We start from the raw sequence: 17,618 nt of genomic DNA on the forward strand, positions 1-17,618 counted from the left end.
TACAAAATTTTTCGTATAAGCGTTTTATTAGAGAAACAAAAAAGAGAATGGTAAAATATAAGAAAATTCAATCAAGGAGGCTATTTGATGAATTCCAAGCTTTTTTCACCTTATACAATTAAGAACGTTACACTAAAAAATCGTATCGTTATGTCGCCTATGTGTATGTATTCATCGGGGAATGAGGATGGCCGCGTTACGAATTTTCATCTCATTCATTATGGAACTCGCGCTGCTGGCCAAGTAGGTTTAGTTATGGTTGAAGCAACTGCGGTGTTAGCTGAAGGACGAATTTCTAACAAAGACTTAGGTATTTGGGATGACAACCTAATTGAAGGCTTACATAAAACGACTACTTTTATACATGATAACGGCGCAAAAGCTGCCATTCAACTCGCTCACGCCGGAAGAAAAGCAGAATTAGAAACAGATGCGTTAGCTCCTTCAGCCATTCCATTTAATGAAACAATGAAAATGCCAATAGAAATGAGCAAACACCAAATTAAAAATACTGTATTAGCTTTTCAGCAAGCTGCAGTACGATCAAAACAAGCTGGATTTGATGTTATTGAAATACATGGCGCTCACGGTTACCTTATCAATGAATTCCTATCACCACTTACTAATAAACGGACGGATGAATACGGCGGCTCACCTGAAAACCGCTATCGTTTCTTACGCGAAATCATTGACTCGATAAATGAAGTTTGGAACGGACCGTTATTTGTCCGTATTTCAGCAAATGATTATCATCCTGAAGGGTTAACAGTTCAAGATTATGTTCAGTATACAAAATGGATGAAAGAACAGGGAATAGATTTAATCGATTGTAGTTCTGGTGCAGTTGTACCAGCACATATTGATGTGTATCCTGGTTACCAAGTACAATACGCCAAACATATTAAAGAGCATGCTAACATTGCAACTGGTGCAGTTGGATTAATTACGACTGGAGTACAAGCAGAGCAAATTTTAAACAATAACGAAGCAGATTTAATTTTTATCGGACGTGAGTTACTTCGCAATCCGTACTTCCCGAGAATAGCGGCAAATGAACTTGGCTTTGAATTGCAAGAACCTCACCAATATAAGCGAGCACCAGGAAAAATTCATACGAATAAATAAAACCGAGAAGTCATTCTTCTCGGTTTTATTTATTCTATCGTTGTAATTTCATTTGAATTATAAGTATGGATACCCGATTCTTCTCGCAGCGCGGTTATATACATCCCTTTCGCCACATCTTTAGCTGAAATTGGTTTATATTTTTTGAAAGCCCCTTTAAAGATAAACGGAATAATACGAGATAATTTTTCAGCCATTCGTTCGCCGAAACGAAATTCTTGTCGATTTCCTACTAATAATGATGGTCTAAAAATGTGAATACCACCGATCACTAACTTTTGCAATTCTTCTTCCATTTTTCCTTTCACTTGTGAATAAAAGAAAAATGATTTAGGATTCGCTCCCATTGAGGACACGACAAGGAAATTTTGTACCCCTTGTTTTTCAGCTAAACACGCAGCTCGTAACGTATATTCATAATCTACTTTTTTAAAATTTGCTTTTGTTTTTGCTTTTTTTATTGTTGTTCCTAAGCAACTAAAAACATCATCCACAGCAAAGAACTCTTTATATTCCTCTAATACCGAAAAATCAACTTGTTTCTGCTGTAACTTCTCATGTTGCAATTGCATTGGCTCTCTTACAAAAATAGTAACCGAATCGTAGTAATCTGATTCAAGTAATAGACGCGTTATCTCTTGTCCAACTAAACCACTTGCACCAAGTATTAACGCTGTTCGCTTATTCATATATGCATATACCTCTTATTTTACTTTTCTCTCCTTCAGTAAAATACAACCTTTAGGAGTTTCCTGCTCTTATTTTACCACAAGTAAAACACTATGCGTACGCATAGTGCTTTACTCACTCTTTTTTCTCATCTCTCTCTTGTAATTTCGTTATTGTTGTAGCGTCCCCTAAATTACTTATTAATCTTCTTAAAAAAATTAATACGAAAGATAATGGCAATACTACCGCTAATATTAATAAAATAGCTTCCATTAAGTAACCCAAGCACTCATCCCCCTCTTTACCTCCTTTTCAATATATGAAAACAGCGTTGTCACATATGCATGCATTTGCAAAAATAATACACCTATATTTGACAACTTTATAACAAAAACAAATCGTAATGATTATTATTTATTGCAACTTTATTAAAGATGTATTATACTAAGTTCGCAAACTAAAACGTAATTATTCCGTTTTGTATTAAAATGATATTTTTCTTCTATAATTGGGGAAAATATATCCGTAAAAAAGAAAAGAGGAGAACTTCATGCCTAAAAGATTGACTATATTTTCATTCTTACTTATTTTTACCTTAATTTTCGCTGGCTGCTCAAATAAAAAAGAAAGTAATGCCAAGAAAGATGGAAAGCTAACAGTTTATACAACGATTTTCCCACTTGCTGATTTCGCAAAGAAAATTGGTGGCGACTATGTAAATGTTGAAGCAATTTACCCACCTGGTGCAGATTCACATACATTTGAACCAAGTCAAAAACAAACAGTACAAGTTGCAAAAGCCGATTTATTTGTTTATAACGGCGCTGAATTAGAACCATTTGCTGAAAAAATGGAAAAAACATTACAAAAAGAAAATGTTAAAATTGTAAATGCATCTAAAGGTATTGAGCTTCGTGCTTCTACTGAAGAAGAGCATCATGATCATGGAGATGGCCATAAAGAAGATGAACATCATCATGATAAAGACCCGCATGTTTGGTTAGATCCTACTCTAGCAATGAAACAGGCAGAAAAAATTAAAAATGCACTTGTAGAATTACAACCTGAACATAAACAAGAATTCGAAAAAAACTTTGCAGCACTTCAAACTAAATTTACTGATTTAGACGATGGATTTAAGGCAGCTGTAGCGAACGCAAAAACGAAAGAAATTTTAGTTTCTCATGCTGCCTATGGTTACTGGGAACAACGATACGGCCTAAAACAAATTCCTATCGCTGGAATTTCAGCTTCTGATGAACCATCTCAAAAGCAGCTTGCTGACATTACAAAAACAGTAAAAGAACATAATCTAAAATATATTTTATTTGAAACATTCTCGACTCCAAAAGTAGCTTCTGTAATTCAAAAAGAAACAGGTACAAAAGTTTTACGCTTAAATCACTTAGCTACTATTTCTGAAGATGATGCAAAAAATAATAAAGATTACTTCACTTTAATGGAAGAAAACGTAAATACATTGAAAGAAGCAACAAACTAATCCATTATATTTTCTAGGCAGCTGAATCTGTTATTCAGCTGCCTTTTTATGTATTTATCCTTGACTTGACCAAAATAACAAGTAAAATTATCCATATTAGCTTGAAAGCTATATTAATTTAGAAGGTGAGTTGGAATTATGAATCTTCACATTTGTGAAGTAACAGCAAAAAATTGGCGTTCAGTAGTTGCTTTAGACGTCGCAAAAGATCAGCAACAATTTATTGAAAGTAACGCGTTTTCTTTAGCAGAATCATTATATGAAGGAAACGGAACGTCAGTAGGTTTATATGATGGCGAAACACTTGTAGGATACGCAATGTATGGATGGTATTCAGTAAAACATAAAAGTGTATGGCTCGATCGCTTTATGATTGACCAACAATATCAAGGAAAAGGATACGCAAAACGTTTCCTTCGCTTACTCATTCAATTCTTACAAGAAAAATTTGAATGTAAAATAATTTACTTAAGTTTACATCCAGACAACAAACTTGCAATGGGACTGTATGAATCATTTGGTTTCCGCTTAAATGGGGATATTGATGATGAAGGTCCAGTTGTAGGTGTTGTAATGGAGTTACTAATAGACGAAAATACAAGCCTGTGAAAACAGGCTTTTTATTATACAGTTATCAATTTTTAGTTTCTTTCCCTTATTTAATTCTGTTTTACAATCTAATAGAGTGCTCATAAAAAATAAGCCTACAATTTACGCAGACTTATTTCACACACTCCTCGAAATGTTCTTGGAACCACTCTTTATTAATATCTCTTCCGATAAAAACTACTTCACTTACTCGCTCTTCTCCCTCTTGCCACTCTCTATCGTACGAAGCAGCAAATAACGTATGTACACCTTGGAAAACGATACGTTTATCTACTCCATCTATCGATAAAATTCCTTTGTAACGATATAAATATTCCCCTAGCTCTTGAACGACAGCTGACATCCACTCATTAAGCTTTTGTAAATCCAGCGGACGTTCTTCACGTAATACAAATGATTTCACACCTTCTAAGTGGTTATGTTCTTTATGAGGGTAAATTTGCAACTTATCTTTCGTTTTAAACGTTTGGATTTGTAATAAAGATGGTATATCTACCTCACAGTTAGTCGCCTCAATTAACTTTGCAGTCGGGTTAATTCCTTGAATTTCATGCAAGAGATTTTCTTTCTCATTCTCTTCAATTAAATCTAATTTATTTACTAAAACGACATCAGCAAACGCAATTTGCTCTTTTGCTTCTAATCCTTTTTCAAAATGTTTATGTATATGATAACTATCTACTACCGTTACAACACCGTTAATTTGGTAAGCAGATTGAATGACTGGATCTAAAAAGAATGTTTGAATAATCGGGCCTGGATTTGCAAGGCCAGTCGTTTCAATTACTAAACCATCAAAATCCATTTTCCCTTCCGCTTTTACGTCCAGTAACTGTTTTAAAGCAACGAGTAAATCTTCACGTACAGTACAGCATAAACAGCCATTTGTCATTTCCATAATTTCTTCTTCCACATTCATAATCAACTGATTATCAATGCCAATTTGCCCTATTTCATTTACAATCACCGCTAATTTCTTACCGTGATTTTCTGATAAAATACGATTTAATAATGTCGTTTTCCCAGATCCAAGAAAACCAGTTAATATTGTTACTGGAATCATTTCGTACATCTCCTTCTAGCTATATGTTTCTACATTATAACATATAGAGAAAATCGTTTTTGTAGCAAAACATATTTATTGTTTGTACGCCCCTCTAACTATATAATAATATGTAGTAAGAAAGCCTTTTCAAAATAATAATCATTCATCAAGGGGGTACTTATAATGGAGCGAGTTCAAATGGCTGAAACGCTAGAATTTTCTCGTATTATTCAAGGATTTTGGCGTTTAGCAGAATGGAATATGACAAAACAAGAATTACTTTCTTTCATTGAAGATTGTATGGATATGGGAATTACTACTTTTGATCACGCTGATATTTACGGCGGATATACGTGTGAAGGGTTATTTGGCGAAGCTTTACAATTAAAGCCTTCCTTACGAGAAAACATGCAAATTATTACAAAGTGTGGAATCGCTCCCCCATCACCGAAATTTCCAGAACGATATGTTGCTCACTACAATACTAGTACAGAGCATATTATGCAAAGTGTAGAAGCATCACTTAACAACTTACATACAGATTATATTGACGTATTACTTATTCATCGTCCCGACCCTTTTATGGATCCAAATGAAGTGGCAAAAGCCTTTTCACAATTAAAACAAGAAGGAAAAGTTCGTCACTTCGGTGTATCTAACTTCTTACCTTCACAATTTAATATGTTAAGTTCGTACTTAGATTTTCCACTTATTACGAACCAAATTGAAGTTTCTGCATTGCAGCTTGAGCATTTTGAAAAAGGAACAATTGACTTATGCCAAGAAAAACGAATCAATCCAATGATTTGGTCACCTCTTGCTGGTGGTGAGATCTTTACTGGTCAATCAGAACGTGCTGTACGTGTACGCGAAACTGTGCAAAAAGTTGCTACTGAGCTAGGTGTTTCTAATATCGATACGGTTATGTATGCTTGGTTACTTGCTCATCCAGCTAATATGATGCCAATCGTTGGCTCAGGTAAATTAGATCGCGTAAAAACAGCTGCTCTTGCTACAAACGTTAACTTAGATCGTCAACAATGGTTTACAATTTTCGAAAGCTCTAATGGGCATCCTGTACCATAATGCATAAAAAGAAGAGCTGTTTTCTTACAGCTCTTCTTTTTCATATGTATTTCTAGTCATGGCAAATACACACATATCCCTTAATCCGTTTCCATCTACCGCAACACTCGCACTTTCTAACGTACCTTCTAACTTAAAGCCTAATTTCTCAGGTATCGCTCTACTCTTCTTATTTAAAGAATCACAACGAATTTCTACACGGTTTGCTTTCAATTCAGAAAAAGCGTAATCCGTTATACCTTTCGCAGCCTCTACCATATAGCCTTTTCCGCTAAACCTTGTATCAATCCAATATCCGATTTCAAATTGAGGTATATCCCAATTAATACGATGTAATCCGGCTGAAGCAATAAATTCACCTGTTTCTTTCGAAAATACTAGTAATCTTAAATCCTCACGTTGCAAAAATTGAATATGTGATTTTCTAATACTTTCTTCTATTTCTTGCTCTGTTTGCTCTTTTTGTGCAAACACCATCCAAGGTTTCAGTTCTTGTATTGAAGCCTGAATTGCATCATATACAACTTTACCATCTCCTGGTTTCGGCATTCGAATAAAAAGCCTGTCAGTATAAAATTCAGAAGGAAAATCGAATAATAACGGATTCACTGTAAACACTCCCCATAATTCTTTTATATATAATAATATCCATCTCAATTTATATAGTAAAGAATTTTCTGAATTAAAAACCTTTTACTCATTCACTTCCGCCGCTACACGAATTCCAGATTCAATCGCACCTTGAATCCATCCGTGATATAGCGTTGTATGATCTCCAGCGAAGAATATTCTCCCCTCTGGTTTGACAATCGCTGGTTGCAGCTCAGATTCTTGACCTGCTTGAAAAAGTGCAAATCCTCCAAGCGCATACGGATCCAATGTCCAGCTTTTTGATATTCCAGATATAAACTCATCATACACTTGACCACCTAATATTGTTGCTAAGTTGTGTAATGCGTAATAAATACGATCACCTTTCGATAAACCATCCCATAACAATGCGTCATAAGACCATGTATAGCTACCTAACATCATAGCCGGTCCTTTCTCACCAATTCCATAACTTGGATAATAGGCATAACGAATTGGCAAATCTGTTATAATTCTGCCACCTAATTGTCCTTGTTCTTCCCAAAATCGGCTTTTAAATTGAATTCCTATTTTCGTCGCAGGCATATAATGTAATTCACGAATTGCTTTCCATTTTTCATGAGATATAGAATCAAACGGATCTACTTCTACAAAACGCATTGTCGAAAACGGAATGGTAACAATAACTAAATCTCCTGTAATACTGCTATATTCAAAAGTTTCCTCGTTCCGATAGAAAGCTGTCACACCATTATCGTGTTGATGTAACTTCATTAATTTTTGATTATATATAATATTTTCTTCTAATTGCGGTAAAAATGACTTTGGTAATCTATCATTCCCGCCCACAATTTCACAAAATCCGCTCTCCTCTTGCATAATGTATAGAAAGCGTAAAGTCTCTACAAACGACCGTTCTAAAAAACCTTCTAGATCTAATAGAACACCGATCATCTCAATTGTTACTGGCGAAAAGTAAGTATTATACTGATAAGGATGATACTTCAAAAATTGTCCTGTGGAATATCTCCCAAAATCCTTTACTACAACGTCCCAATTTTTTTCTGGGTTCTTTTTTATAAAATTTATAATGGGCTGTACCGCTAACAATAATAATTCCTCTGACGTTTTTCCAACTTCATTCATTTCCACAGGATATCTTAGAATACTTGGATCTTTTTCATATTGTTTTAACGTCGTTTTCCGTCCATTTACGTATATAATATCCGTCTCATTCCTATTAATAAAAGGTCTCACCTGTAGCCCAAATTTTCTTATATATGTCATCGTTAATGTATGCGAATATGGAATCCTCATTGCTCCAACATCTAAATATAATCCGGTATCTTCCATTCTAACCGTTTCTATACGGCCACCTACCCGGTTATTTGCTTCAAAAATTTTCACATCATGTCCTGCAGCCTTTAATAAAGAAGCTGAAACTAACCCAGCCATACCAGCTCCCACTACAATAATTTGTTTTGGGCTTATCGTCTTCTTCAATCCTTTATCTATAACTTTTAACGCTTCATCCATTTCAGTGTTATACATTATATCTTTCTGCACAATTCCACCCCTTACTTCATCAAATGGACGTTAGTGGTTTAATGCATTTTATTCATACATCCCCATAAACATAACATCATTGCAATTTGAATATTCACTAAAAGTACATAAGAGACAGATCTCACATTTCTTTATACTTCGTATAATATAGCAACTGCAAAGAAGGAGTGGTTAAAAATGAAACATACTTATGACTACCATGCTACAAAAAAACATTTAGAATTAAAGAAACAAAACTTATGTAAAAAACTTAACAATATGACACTATCTGAAAAAGAACGTGAACAACTAAAACGTGAAATTGACAACTATGAATATATTTTAAATCTAGTCGAAATGAATCATTATGAACGCGGATTTTCTCGTTAAAAGCGGAAATAAGATTATCCGCTTTTCATTTTGAGCATTTCACTACGCATTTTTCATAAGTAAATATATAATAGGATGTACATTAAGATTGAGAGGTATATTCTATGATCAAGTTAAGTGTATTAGACCAATCACCTATTTCAGATGGTAGCACAGCAGCCCAAGCTTTTTCACATACAGTTACGCTTGCACAAGAAGTTGAAAAACTCGGATTCACACGTTTTTGGGTATCCGAACATCATAATTCCGTAAGCTTAGCTGGTTCAAGTCCAGAAATACTTATTTCTCATATTGCCGCGAAAACGGACCGTATTAGAGTCGGTTCAGGTGGTGTTATGTTACCGCATTATAGCCCATATAAAGTCGCTGAGAATTTCCGTGTTCTAGAAGCACTGTATCCGAACCGCATCGATCTCGGTGTTGGTAGAGCTCCTGGTGGTATGCCAATAGCAACTCGCGCACTTCAAGAAGGGAAAATGGTCTCACTTGATCAATATCCAGAACAAATTGCAGATGTTGCAATGTACTTACATGATCAAGTACCAGAAAACCATCACTATGCAAACTTAAAAGCCACTCCAGTTATCCCAACGTCTCCTGAAATGTGGATGCTCGGTTCTAGCGGAGAGAGCGCTAAAATTGCTGCAAACAACGGAGCTTCTTTCGCATTTGCGCAATTTATTAATGGCTTCGGAGGCCCTGAAGTTATGAGGGCTTACCAAGAACAATATCAGCCTTCATTTTTAGGAGATAAGCCTAATTCAATCGTTGCCATTTTTGTTATATGCGGAGAAACAAATGAAGAAGCGGAAAAAATTGCTTCTAGTTTAGATTTATCAATCTTATTATTAGAGCAAGGAAAACGAACTACTGGTACACCTTCTATTGAAACTGCTCAAAATTATTCATACAGCGCTTATGATTTATTCCGTATAAAAGAAAATCGTCAACGTATGATTGTTGGTGATCCGTCTTCTGTAAAAGAAAAAATAATAAACTTAAGCAAAGCATACAATACTGACGAATTTATGATTGTCACGATTACTCATCAATTTGAACATAAATTAAAGTCTTATCGCTTATTAGCAAATGCTTTTAATTTATAATTCTAAAAAGAGATGCATCACATATGATGCATCTCTTTTTCTTACTACTTATTGTTTTCATTTCCTATATATTCAATAGCTTCTTTTAATAGCTCTTCAAAGTTAATAGGATAATCATGATCTAAGTCAGGCACAACTTTATACTTATGTTCTATATTCTTCTCTCTTAATAGTTGTACAAATTGCTGCGTGGATTCGAAACAATCTTCATCTTGATCCCCGCATACTATATATCCTTTTATATGTTTATCCTGCAGCACTCTTAGCAACTCATCCCATTCTTCAATCTCGGGAAGCCATGGTGCCATAAAAACAAAACCATCAACCTCTATATCTTTTTGCAAAATCGTATATAAAGCTACTCTTGCCCCTGCAGAAAAACCACCAATGATTACATTTTCTACTGTATGGTTTTCTATAAACTTATTGTAATGCCCTTTTAATTCTTCTTTCCCTCTCTCTATATCATCCCAAACAAATCCATCTAAAAACTGAATTTGTGAAGACTGTGGTAAAGCTAACGTGTAATCTTGTTTCAAAACTGATTTCCAATATGGCTCTACTATTTGAATATTTTCTTGGTCACCGTGCAATGTAAGTAGTAGATTTCCTTCTTTCTTGCTGTATATATATTTCACATCTGGTCTTTCCTTTTTATGTGCTAATTCTTCTCTTTCTTTACATAATTGCACCATTGTATGAAATTCTTCAAATTTATGTAGTGATTTTAAATCTTCGTCGGAAATTAAATACTCATTTCCATACCAGAATCCCTTTTCTATAATGGCCTCTCTCATTAAATGTAATGCTTCTTTTTCAAGTCCCGATGCACTTGCGAGTGCATACTTAAAATTATATATTTGCGCCTCATTCCCTATTACACCTGTAGCGTTTTCCATTATATAATTGTACGCTTCAAAACTTCCTTTATTTGCATAACAACGTAACGTTTCATTTAATAATTGAATGTAAGTCATGCTATTTTTCATGTACCAATTCCCCCGAAACCTTTTATAATATTTTTTGCGAATCTTTATACCACTTTGTATAACCCACGCTAACAATACCTTATTCTCAAAAAGATGCTTAATAGTTACTCTTCCCTGTCCAATACATTTAGTATAAATAATAATAGACTGAAAAATCAATATTTTAAAAAACAAAAAAAGACAACAATATATGTATTGTTGTTTTCATTACATCTACCCGCTCTTTTGTTTTTTTCTATCTGGTTTACTTGAAACTAAATAATGTTTTTCTGAAATATATAAGTCTCTTTTTAAGCTACGATTTAAGTAAGGTCCTAGCTTCATTCCGCATATGAGGCGATCTTCGCTACCTTCAACAATTGGGAACATTTCTTTTTCTGTTACGTATTGATCTACTGCTTTTTGTACGACATCAATTTCTTTCACTAGGCTTAAATTTTCTGCTGTATGTTCAAATACCTCAAGCGTTTCCTTCGTTATGAGAAAATCATTTGTTGGAAATGCAGGTAAATACGGTTTTAACAAATCATAATTTACTGTATAATCTTCATTTACTAATACTGTATAAACGATATTAGCATTCGTTTCTAAAAACTGAGCCATCGCTTGTTCTAATTCATCTTTCGTAATTTCCCGCTCTTCTTTTCCAGTTCTGAAAAAGCGAAACATCGCATCGCCTCCTTTTTACTATATTATAGCATAAAAGAAAACTGAAAAATCATAAAAAAACCCATTGAAATAATTTTTCAATGGGTTTCTATTATATTTATCGTTATTTTAAGAATGCACTTAGCATCCATACATGCTGTTCTAATGTTGTATGAATTGCTAACAGCATGTCAGCTGATGTTTCATCACCAGCTTCACCTGCAACTTCCATACCTTCTTTTAATTCTTGAATAAGTGCAGAATAATCATTCACTAATGTTTGCACCATTTCTTCTGCAGATTCTTTGCTTGTCCCTTCGCTGACACTAGATGTTGCGAGATATTCTTTCATTGTCGCTAATGGTTTACCTTCTAAAGCTAAAATACGTTCTGCTAACTCATCAATATACGTTCCAGCCTCATTATAAAACTCTTCAAATTTCTCATGTAATGTAAAGAAGTGTGGCCCTGTCACATACCAGTGATAATTATGTAGTTTAACATATAACACATTCCAGTTTGCTACCTGCTTGTTTAATACTTCAACAACATTTGTTTTCGTACTCATACAATCACTCCTCTTATCATTTTGTAATGTTTATCTTTTAATAACCTAATTACATTTTACCATACATTCCCTTTCCTTTCGAACAATTGGCTTATATGTAACAAAGTTTTAACACCTTTAATGCTTCCCTAATATCATTAAATTCATGTATTTTTTCAAACACTTCATACGTCTAATTGTCCAAGCTCATACATATGCATAATAGTACATCAAGCTCATCATAGTAGAAAGAGGGATAACATGGACAATCAACAATGGCAAGTAGCAAAGAAAGTAGCCGCTACTTATATCGGAACTGTCGTTGGAGCTGGATTTGCTACTGGACGAGAAATTGTTGAATTTTTCACAGTGAATGGATTATACGGGACAATTGGCATATGTGTAAGTGGATTTTTTTTTATTTGGCTTGGCACAAAGATGATGTTACTTTCATCACAAATCGGGGCATTTTCAGCGCAAGAATTTAACAAATATTTATTTGGGGATGTATTTGGGAATGTTGTAAACACATTATTATTACTCGTTTTATTCGGCGTAACGAGCGTTATGTTATCAGGGGCTGGTGCAGTATTTGAAGAGCAACTTCGCTTACCAAGACAACTCGGTATTCTTATTACAGTTATCGCTTGTCTCATTATAAGTAGCCGCGGATTACAAGGTGTTTTTGAAGTAAATACACTTGTCGTACCTATTATGATGATTTTTATTATCGGACTTGCTATTACAACCTTTTTTCACGGTACACCTTCCATTAATAACACTATTCCTGCAGAGAGCTGGAATATGAAATGGATTACTAGCCCTATTACATATGTCGCCTTAAATCTTTCTCTCGCCCAAAGTGTTCTCGTCCCATTAGCCAGTGAAGTAAAAGATCGAAAAGCCATTTTTTGGGGTGGGATTTTAGGTGGTGCTGGACTTTCTTTAATTTTATTATGCAGCCATTTAGCAATCTTATCAGTCGATCAATTTTATCAATATAACATCCCAATGGCTGAAGTCATAAGAAGATTTAATGCAACTTTTCACTTCTTCTTTGTTCTCATTATTTTCGGTGAAGTTTTCACAACTTTAGTTGGTAATGTGTTCGGTATGACAAAACAGATGCAATCTATTACTGGGTGGAAAAATCACAATATTATTTTCTTCATTTTACTAATTAGTTATTGCTTTAGTTACATCGGTTACAGTGACTTACTTCACATTCTATATCCTATCATTGGATGGGTAAGTATTGTTATACTTCCAATCATTGCGTTTAAACAACTTCAAAAAACATAAAAAAGCATCCATGTTATTGGATGCTTTTTTATGTTCATTCACAATCATCACATACTTCCCAGTACGGCCCCATTTCTAATGCTAAATATGGCTTTAACTGCAACCGAATCATTCGACTAGGCATGCGCTCTAAAACAAATTGAATACCTTCTTCATCTTCGTCTAATTCAACTTTTGAAATCGCAATTCTTTGCATAGTCGTAATGGGAATTCCATCTTTATATAAAGTGATTTTCACCTCATCGTATTCATTAAAATATAATTCGACACTCATTTGATTTTTCAGTATTTCATCAACAATTTTAAATGTATTATTTTGTTCTTGGATTATATATTTCCATCCGCCTCTATCTTCTTTCGGAGCTGTTTGAAATAATGTCTCCAAATCCTCGTATAGCATAAGATAACCCCTCTCTTACTAAAAAACGATGAGTATTTTATATACCCTTTATCTCTATCACTATCCATAGCTATTGTACCATATATCACCGTTCTTACCGTATTCATTTGCTTTATACATACTTATAAAATAACTAATTCTATCTCCATTATTATGTATATTACCTCATTACTCCATACACTCTTACAAGTTCAAATAACGTCAGACTTTAATCCATGCAAATATTGTCTACTCTCTGCTTTTATTAGCTCACAGCATTCACACTTTTATATATAGTAAGACTACCACAAATAAAAAAGGAGAGTGACTTATACCACTCCCCTTAAAAGAACTTCCCTATAGCTGCTAAAACTAATACGATTATTAAAATTGCAAATAATAATGAGACAATGAAACTAAAAATAGGTAACGCTTTCTTTTCATTCTTCTTAAATAGTAACTTTAAACTAAGAAAAATATTTACTGGTACAAGTATAAAATAAAAATATTTAACAATTTGCACCGAGCTATTCGAAAGTGTTTTTAATATAAACACTTCAATTAGAAAAACAATAAAAAATGAAATACTTAGCCAAAATGAGACGTAACTAAGCCAAGAATGTCTTTTTGTCCCCCAGTATACTCCCATAATACACTCCTTTTATTTGTATTCTATACGTTAATAATTATACACAAAGCTAACAAATACCTCTATTTTTCGACAAATATTATACGAAATACCATTTTAAACGTCATAAAGGAAGTTTACATCTCCATTTGATTTTACACAATAAAACAGACTCCCCTCTATTGGCATAATGCTACTAGAGGTAGTCTATTCTCTATTAGACTTTAAATCTGTCAATTAGTCCTTGCAACTCTTCAGCCATTTGAGATAACGTGCCTGCTGCAGATCCAATTTCCTCCATCGAAGCTAGCTGTTCTTCAGCTGAAGCCGCAACATTTTGTGTGCTTGTCGCATTATTTTGTGCTGTCATTGCAATTTGTCCTACCGAAATAGATACTTCATTTGCCCCTTTTGACATTCCATTAGCCGTTTCAACCATCGTCTTAATTTGATTAGCTATTTCATTTGTAGATTGTAAGATTTCAGCAAAGTTTTGCTTCGTTTCATTTGCGATAACAAGTCCAGATTGAACTTCCTCATTTACATGATTCATAGATTTGACTGTCTTACCCATATCATCTTGTATTTCACATATTAATTTACTAATTTCACTAGAAGATACGCTAGACTGCTCTGCCAATTTACGCACTTCATCTGCAACAATTGCGAAACCTCTTCCATGCTCACCGGCTCTTGCGGCTTCAATCGCCGCATTTAGAGCTAGAAGGTTTGTTTGATCTGCAATATTTTGAATTACTTCTAAAATATCACCAATTTGTTTTGATTTATTATTTAGTAATTGTATAACTGCATCTGATTGTGAAACCGATTCTGCAATAGACTGCATCTGGTTTACTGTTCTTCCTACTAGTTTCCCACCATCTTCTGCTTTTTCACGAGTATGTGCAGAAGCCGTATTAATAGATGATGAACTATTTGCTACATGTTGAATTCCTTCCGTTACATCAAACAGTAACATAGCGCCATTTTCTACGCTTGTTGTTTGCGTCGTTGCCCCACTTGATATTTCATCCATTGCGATTGTGATTTGCTCAGTCGCTTCACTTGCTTGCCTTACACTTGCAGTTAGCTCTTCTGATGCCGCTGCAACATGCCCAGCTGAATCGTTAATTCTTCCAATTAACGTCCGTAACGAATTCGTCATCTCATTAAAGCCTTTAGCAAGTTGGCCGATTTCATCATTAGAATGAATTTCAATTGTTTGCGTTAAATCCCCTTCGCTTATTTCTTTAGAGGTAACAACTAATCTCTTTAAAGGCTTCGTAATTGAAAGTGTCACAAAATAAATAAGTGCCCCGCCTACTACTAATGAGATAAGCATAACAATTAACATATTATAAAATACAGGTTGAGCAGCTTCAATTACTTCAGTTGCGTACATCGTCCCACCAATTTTCCAACCTGTTTTTACGTTTGTAGCAAATACCATATTCTTTTCACTACCACCATAAGAATATGTAAAAGCACCATGATTATCTTCATAAATTTTCTTTGCCCAAGAATCAGCTGCTTTATCCCCTGATTTTTCTTGTGGATGAGCAATGATTTTTTGCTTTCCATCTAAAATGAAGGCATATCCTTTTTTACCAATATTGATTAACTTTGTTGTTTTTAATAAATTGTCTAAACTTAAATCTAGCGCAACAACCCCATTTTTATCTTCTGTTTGTTTCGCAATCGTTACGACAATATGTCCATTTCCTTTTGCCTTATATGGCTCGCTAACAACAATACCACCTTGTTTTGCCACTGCATCTTTATACCAAGGTCGTGTTGTTGGATCATAATCTGCTGCCATTTGTATATTTGGTTCCTGTACAAATTTCTTATCATTACTGGCAACATACACTTGTTCAACATCTATATTCAAATTGATATACTGAGATAATGTCTTTCTTAGCTCATCCTGATTATCCCCTTGATACATATTCGCTTGAATTACTCGTGCAAAGTTATTCACATCGTTAAATTTTGCTTCAATCATTTGATTGATTAAATTATCTAATATTTTTATATTATCGTTAGCACTACTCGTAATTTGTGATTCAAAATTCTTTTTAGCAGTTTGATAAGACATGCCCCCGATTATAGAAACGGCTGCAATTAAAATTACAAAGAATGAAATTAATAGCTTTTTTGCTACTTTCATATCACGAAACAAATTTAATAGTTTACCCATTATGAACCTCCTAATTTTAAAATTCAAAAGTTAAATTGAGTTAATTATGAATATTTCCCATTCCTTAATTATTATTTTCATAACCTATTATGGTGAATACTTTGTAAAGTTTAAACAATTAATTTCTCTTTGTCTATATATACGAATAATATTATTATAAAATTTACAAATAGAAAAAACCAAAGGGGCCCCTTTGGTTTTTACATTTTTTTATGTTGTTTAGAAATTTTCTTCCATTTATCACGCTCTGCTCTGGCAAGGATTGCATCTTGTTTCCTCATAAAATACGCCAGTTCTCTTTGTAATTTTTTATAGCTTTTCAAACGATCTATCGTAATAAGTCCGTTTTCAATTGCACTATACACCGCGCATCCTGGTTCATTCTCATGCTTACAATCACGGAAACGACATGTTGTCGTAAGTTCTTCAATATCAGAGAATGCTGTTTGAATCGCTTCGCTTCCTTCCCAAAGTTGCAATTCCCTCATGCCAGGCGTATCAATCACGAGAGCGCCACTAGGCAATTGGAATAATTCTCGATGCGTTGTCGTATGCCTCCCCCTACTATCCTCTTCACGTATATCTCCCGTTTTTGCTACATCAATTCCTATTAGAGCATTTAACAAAGTTGACTTTCCTACCCCTGATGATCCAACTAAAGCAATTGTTTTCCCTGAAGAAACGAATTGTTTCAACGAATCTATACCTGTATGCTCTAAACTATCAACAACGAAAATAGGAACACCAATTGCTATAGCTTCCGTTTCTACAATTTTCTCTTCCACATCATTACATATACTACTCTTTGTTAAAACAATAACTGGCATAGCGCCACTTTCATACGCTAATAATAAATAACGTTCCATCCTTCTAACATTAAAATCATGATTAAGTGCATTCACTAAAAATAAATAATCTACATTTGCTGCTATAATCTGTTCTTCTGTTCTTGTTCCAGCCTCTTGTCTTGAGAAAGAGCTTCTTCGCTGGAAAATACGATGAATAATCGCTTTCTTTTCATCTTCTATTTTCTTTATATACACCCAATCACCAACTGCTGGATAATCGCCTTTCGTAACTGCTTCATGCCGAAACTTCCCAGACAGTTCTGCCATATACTCACCATCATTACAAATAATTCGATATATATGCTTATGCTCGAGTAAAATTCGTCCTACTTCAAAGTTCTCAACAGCTTGTTCCTCAAAAAAAGAATCCCAGCCGAACGATTCTAAAATATTTTGATTCAAATTGATAT

19 protein-coding genes and 1 pseudogene are annotated in these 17,618 nt (G+C 34.2%); 7 read left to right on the forward strand and 13 right to left on the reverse strand.

The window, feature by feature from the left end:
* Positions 1-87 precede the first annotated feature (87 nt).
* Complete coding sequence (gene namA, locus ACTFO4_RS07510; RefSeq protein WP_017673200.1) at positions 88-1,125, forward strand: NADPH dehydrogenase NamA; 1,038 nt, start codon at positions 88-90, stop codon at positions 1,123-1,125.
* A 29-nt stretch (positions 1,126-1,154) separates the two neighbouring features.
* Here the strand turns inward: namA and ACTFO4_RS07515 are convergent, their stop codons facing one another.
* On the reverse strand, positions 1,155-1,814 hold the full coding sequence (locus tag ACTFO4_RS07515; protein ID WP_001042736.1) for an oxidoreductase: 660 nt from the start codon (positions 1,812-1,814) through the stop codon (positions 1,155-1,157).
* 115 nt (positions 1,815-1,929) lie between these two features.
* Positions 1,930-2,079 carry a hypothetical protein gene (locus tag ACTFO4_RS07520; RefSeq protein ID WP_000540932.1) on the reverse strand — a complete coding sequence of 50 codons (150 nt, stop codon included), beginning with the start codon at positions 2,077-2,079 and terminating at the stop codon, positions 1,930-1,932.
* 265 nt (positions 2,080-2,344) lie between these two features.
* Between ACTFO4_RS07520 and ACTFO4_RS07525 the strand changes: the two genes are divergently transcribed.
* Entirely contained in the window at positions 2,345-3,295 is a 951-nt protein-coding gene (locus ACTFO4_RS07525; RefSeq protein WP_001126151.1) for a metal ABC transporter substrate-binding protein, read from the forward strand.
* A gap of 138 nt (positions 3,296-3,433) precedes the next feature.
* Positions 3,434-3,904, forward strand: coding sequence for a GNAT family N-acetyltransferase (locus ACTFO4_RS07530; protein ID WP_001048677.1), 471 nt, complete (start codon positions 3,434-3,436; stop codon positions 3,902-3,904).
* A gap of 112 nt (positions 3,905-4,016) precedes the next feature.
* Here the strand turns inward: ACTFO4_RS07530 and ACTFO4_RS07535 are convergent, their stop codons facing one another.
* Positions 4,017-4,967 (reverse strand): CobW family GTP-binding protein, encoded by a 951-nt coding sequence (locus ACTFO4_RS07535; RefSeq protein WP_000613421.1) that lies wholly within the window; start codon positions 4,965-4,967, stop codon positions 4,017-4,019.
* Between the two features lie 165 nt (positions 4,968-5,132).
* Between ACTFO4_RS07535 and ACTFO4_RS07540 the strand changes: the two genes are divergently transcribed.
* A complete protein-coding gene (locus ACTFO4_RS07540; protein ID WP_000442799.1) occupies positions 5,133-6,035 on the forward strand; it encodes an aldo/keto reductase in 903 nt (300 codons plus the stop codon).
* 24 nt (positions 6,036-6,059) lie between these two features.
* Here ACTFO4_RS07540 and ACTFO4_RS07545 read toward each other — a convergent pair whose 3' ends face one another.
* Positions 6,060-6,644 carry a GNAT family N-acetyltransferase gene (locus tag ACTFO4_RS07545; protein WP_016124471.1) on the reverse strand — a complete coding sequence of 195 codons (585 nt, stop codon included), beginning with the start codon at positions 6,642-6,644 and terminating at the stop codon, positions 6,060-6,062.
* Between the two features lie 84 nt (positions 6,645-6,728).
* Positions 6,729-8,192 carry a flavin monoamine oxidase family protein gene (locus tag ACTFO4_RS07550; RefSeq protein ID WP_001168120.1) on the reverse strand — a complete coding sequence of 488 codons (1,464 nt, stop codon included), beginning with the start codon at positions 8,190-8,192 and terminating at the stop codon, positions 6,729-6,731.
* 177 nt (positions 8,193-8,369) lie between these two features.
* On the opposite strand from ACTFO4_RS07550, the gene ACTFO4_RS07555 reads away from it, so the two are divergent.
* Together ACTFO4_RS07555 and ACTFO4_RS07560 are read left to right on the forward strand one after the other, a co-directional pair.
* The gene (locus tag ACTFO4_RS07555) at positions 8,370-8,561 is read left to right on the forward strand and encodes a DUF3896 family protein (protein ID WP_000683361.1); all 192 of its coding nucleotides are present in this window, start codon (positions 8,370-8,372) and stop codon (positions 8,559-8,561) included.
* A 104-nt stretch (positions 8,562-8,665) separates the two neighbouring features.
* Positions 8,666-9,667 (forward strand): LLM class flavin-dependent oxidoreductase, encoded by a 1,002-nt coding sequence (locus ACTFO4_RS07560; protein ID WP_000594045.1) that lies wholly within the window; start codon positions 8,666-8,668, stop codon positions 9,665-9,667.
* 44 nt (positions 9,668-9,711) lie between these two features.
* On the opposite strand, the gene ACTFO4_RS07565 is transcribed toward ACTFO4_RS07560, so the two are convergent.
* The 3 genes from ACTFO4_RS07565 to ACTFO4_RS07575 form a co-directional block, all read right to left on the reverse strand.
* On the reverse strand, positions 9,712-10,656 hold the full coding sequence (locus ACTFO4_RS07565) for an alpha/beta hydrolase (protein WP_017673202.1): 945 nt from the start codon (positions 10,654-10,656) through the stop codon (positions 9,712-9,714).
* A 213-nt stretch (positions 10,657-10,869) separates the two neighbouring features.
* On the reverse strand, positions 10,870-11,325 hold the full coding sequence (locus ACTFO4_RS07570; protein WP_000488210.1) for a DUF3939 domain-containing protein: 456 nt from the start codon (positions 11,323-11,325) through the stop codon (positions 10,870-10,872).
* A 103-nt stretch (positions 11,326-11,428) separates the two neighbouring features.
* Entirely contained in the window at positions 11,429-11,872 is a 444-nt protein-coding gene (locus ACTFO4_RS07575) for a Dps family protein (protein WP_000105199.1), read from the reverse strand.
* A 240-nt stretch (positions 11,873-12,112) separates the two neighbouring features.
* On the opposite strand from ACTFO4_RS07575, the gene ACTFO4_RS07580 reads away from it, so the two are divergent.
* A complete protein-coding gene (locus ACTFO4_RS07580) occupies positions 12,113-13,153 on the forward strand; it encodes a YkvI family membrane protein (RefSeq protein WP_000370207.1) in 1,041 nt (346 codons plus the stop codon).
* Positions 13,154-13,187: 34 nt separating this feature from the next.
* Here the strand turns inward: ACTFO4_RS07580 and ACTFO4_RS07585 are convergent, their stop codons facing one another.
* From ACTFO4_RS07585 to rsgA, 5 genes and pseudogenes are all read right to left on the reverse strand, one after another.
* Positions 13,188-13,553 (reverse strand): DUF3979 family protein, encoded by a 366-nt coding sequence (locus tag ACTFO4_RS07585; RefSeq protein ID WP_000965068.1) that lies wholly within the window; start codon positions 13,551-13,553, stop codon positions 13,188-13,190.
* A gap of 322 nt (positions 13,554-13,875) precedes the next feature.
* Complete coding sequence (locus ACTFO4_RS07590) at positions 13,876-14,181, reverse strand: hypothetical protein (protein ID WP_000539571.1); 306 nt, start codon at positions 14,179-14,181, stop codon at positions 13,876-13,878.
* A 196-nt stretch (positions 14,182-14,377) separates the two neighbouring features.
* Positions 14,378-15,325, reverse strand: a complete 948-nt coding sequence (locus ACTFO4_RS07595; RefSeq protein ID WP_406566133.1) for a methyl-accepting chemotaxis protein — start codon at positions 15,323-15,325, stop codon at positions 14,378-14,380.
* Positions 15,320-16,360, reverse strand: a pseudogene (locus ACTFO4_RS07600) (HAMP domain-containing protein); the annotation flags it as partial. The pseudogene ACTFO4_RS07600 and the gene ACTFO4_RS07595, both read right to left, overlap by 6 nt.
* A gap of 200 nt (positions 16,361-16,560) precedes the next feature.
* Positions 16,561-17,610, reverse strand: coding sequence for a ribosome small subunit-dependent GTPase A (gene rsgA / locus ACTFO4_RS07605; RefSeq protein ID WP_001073052.1), 1,050 nt, complete (start codon positions 17,608-17,610; stop codon positions 16,561-16,563).
* Positions 17,611-17,618 lie beyond the last annotated feature (8 nt).

This window comes from Bacillus cereus group sp. MYBKT14-1 (assembly GCF_051915185.1).
Taxonomy (GTDB): Bacteria; Bacillota; Bacilli; order Bacillales; family Bacillaceae_G; genus Bacillus_A; species Bacillus_A cereus.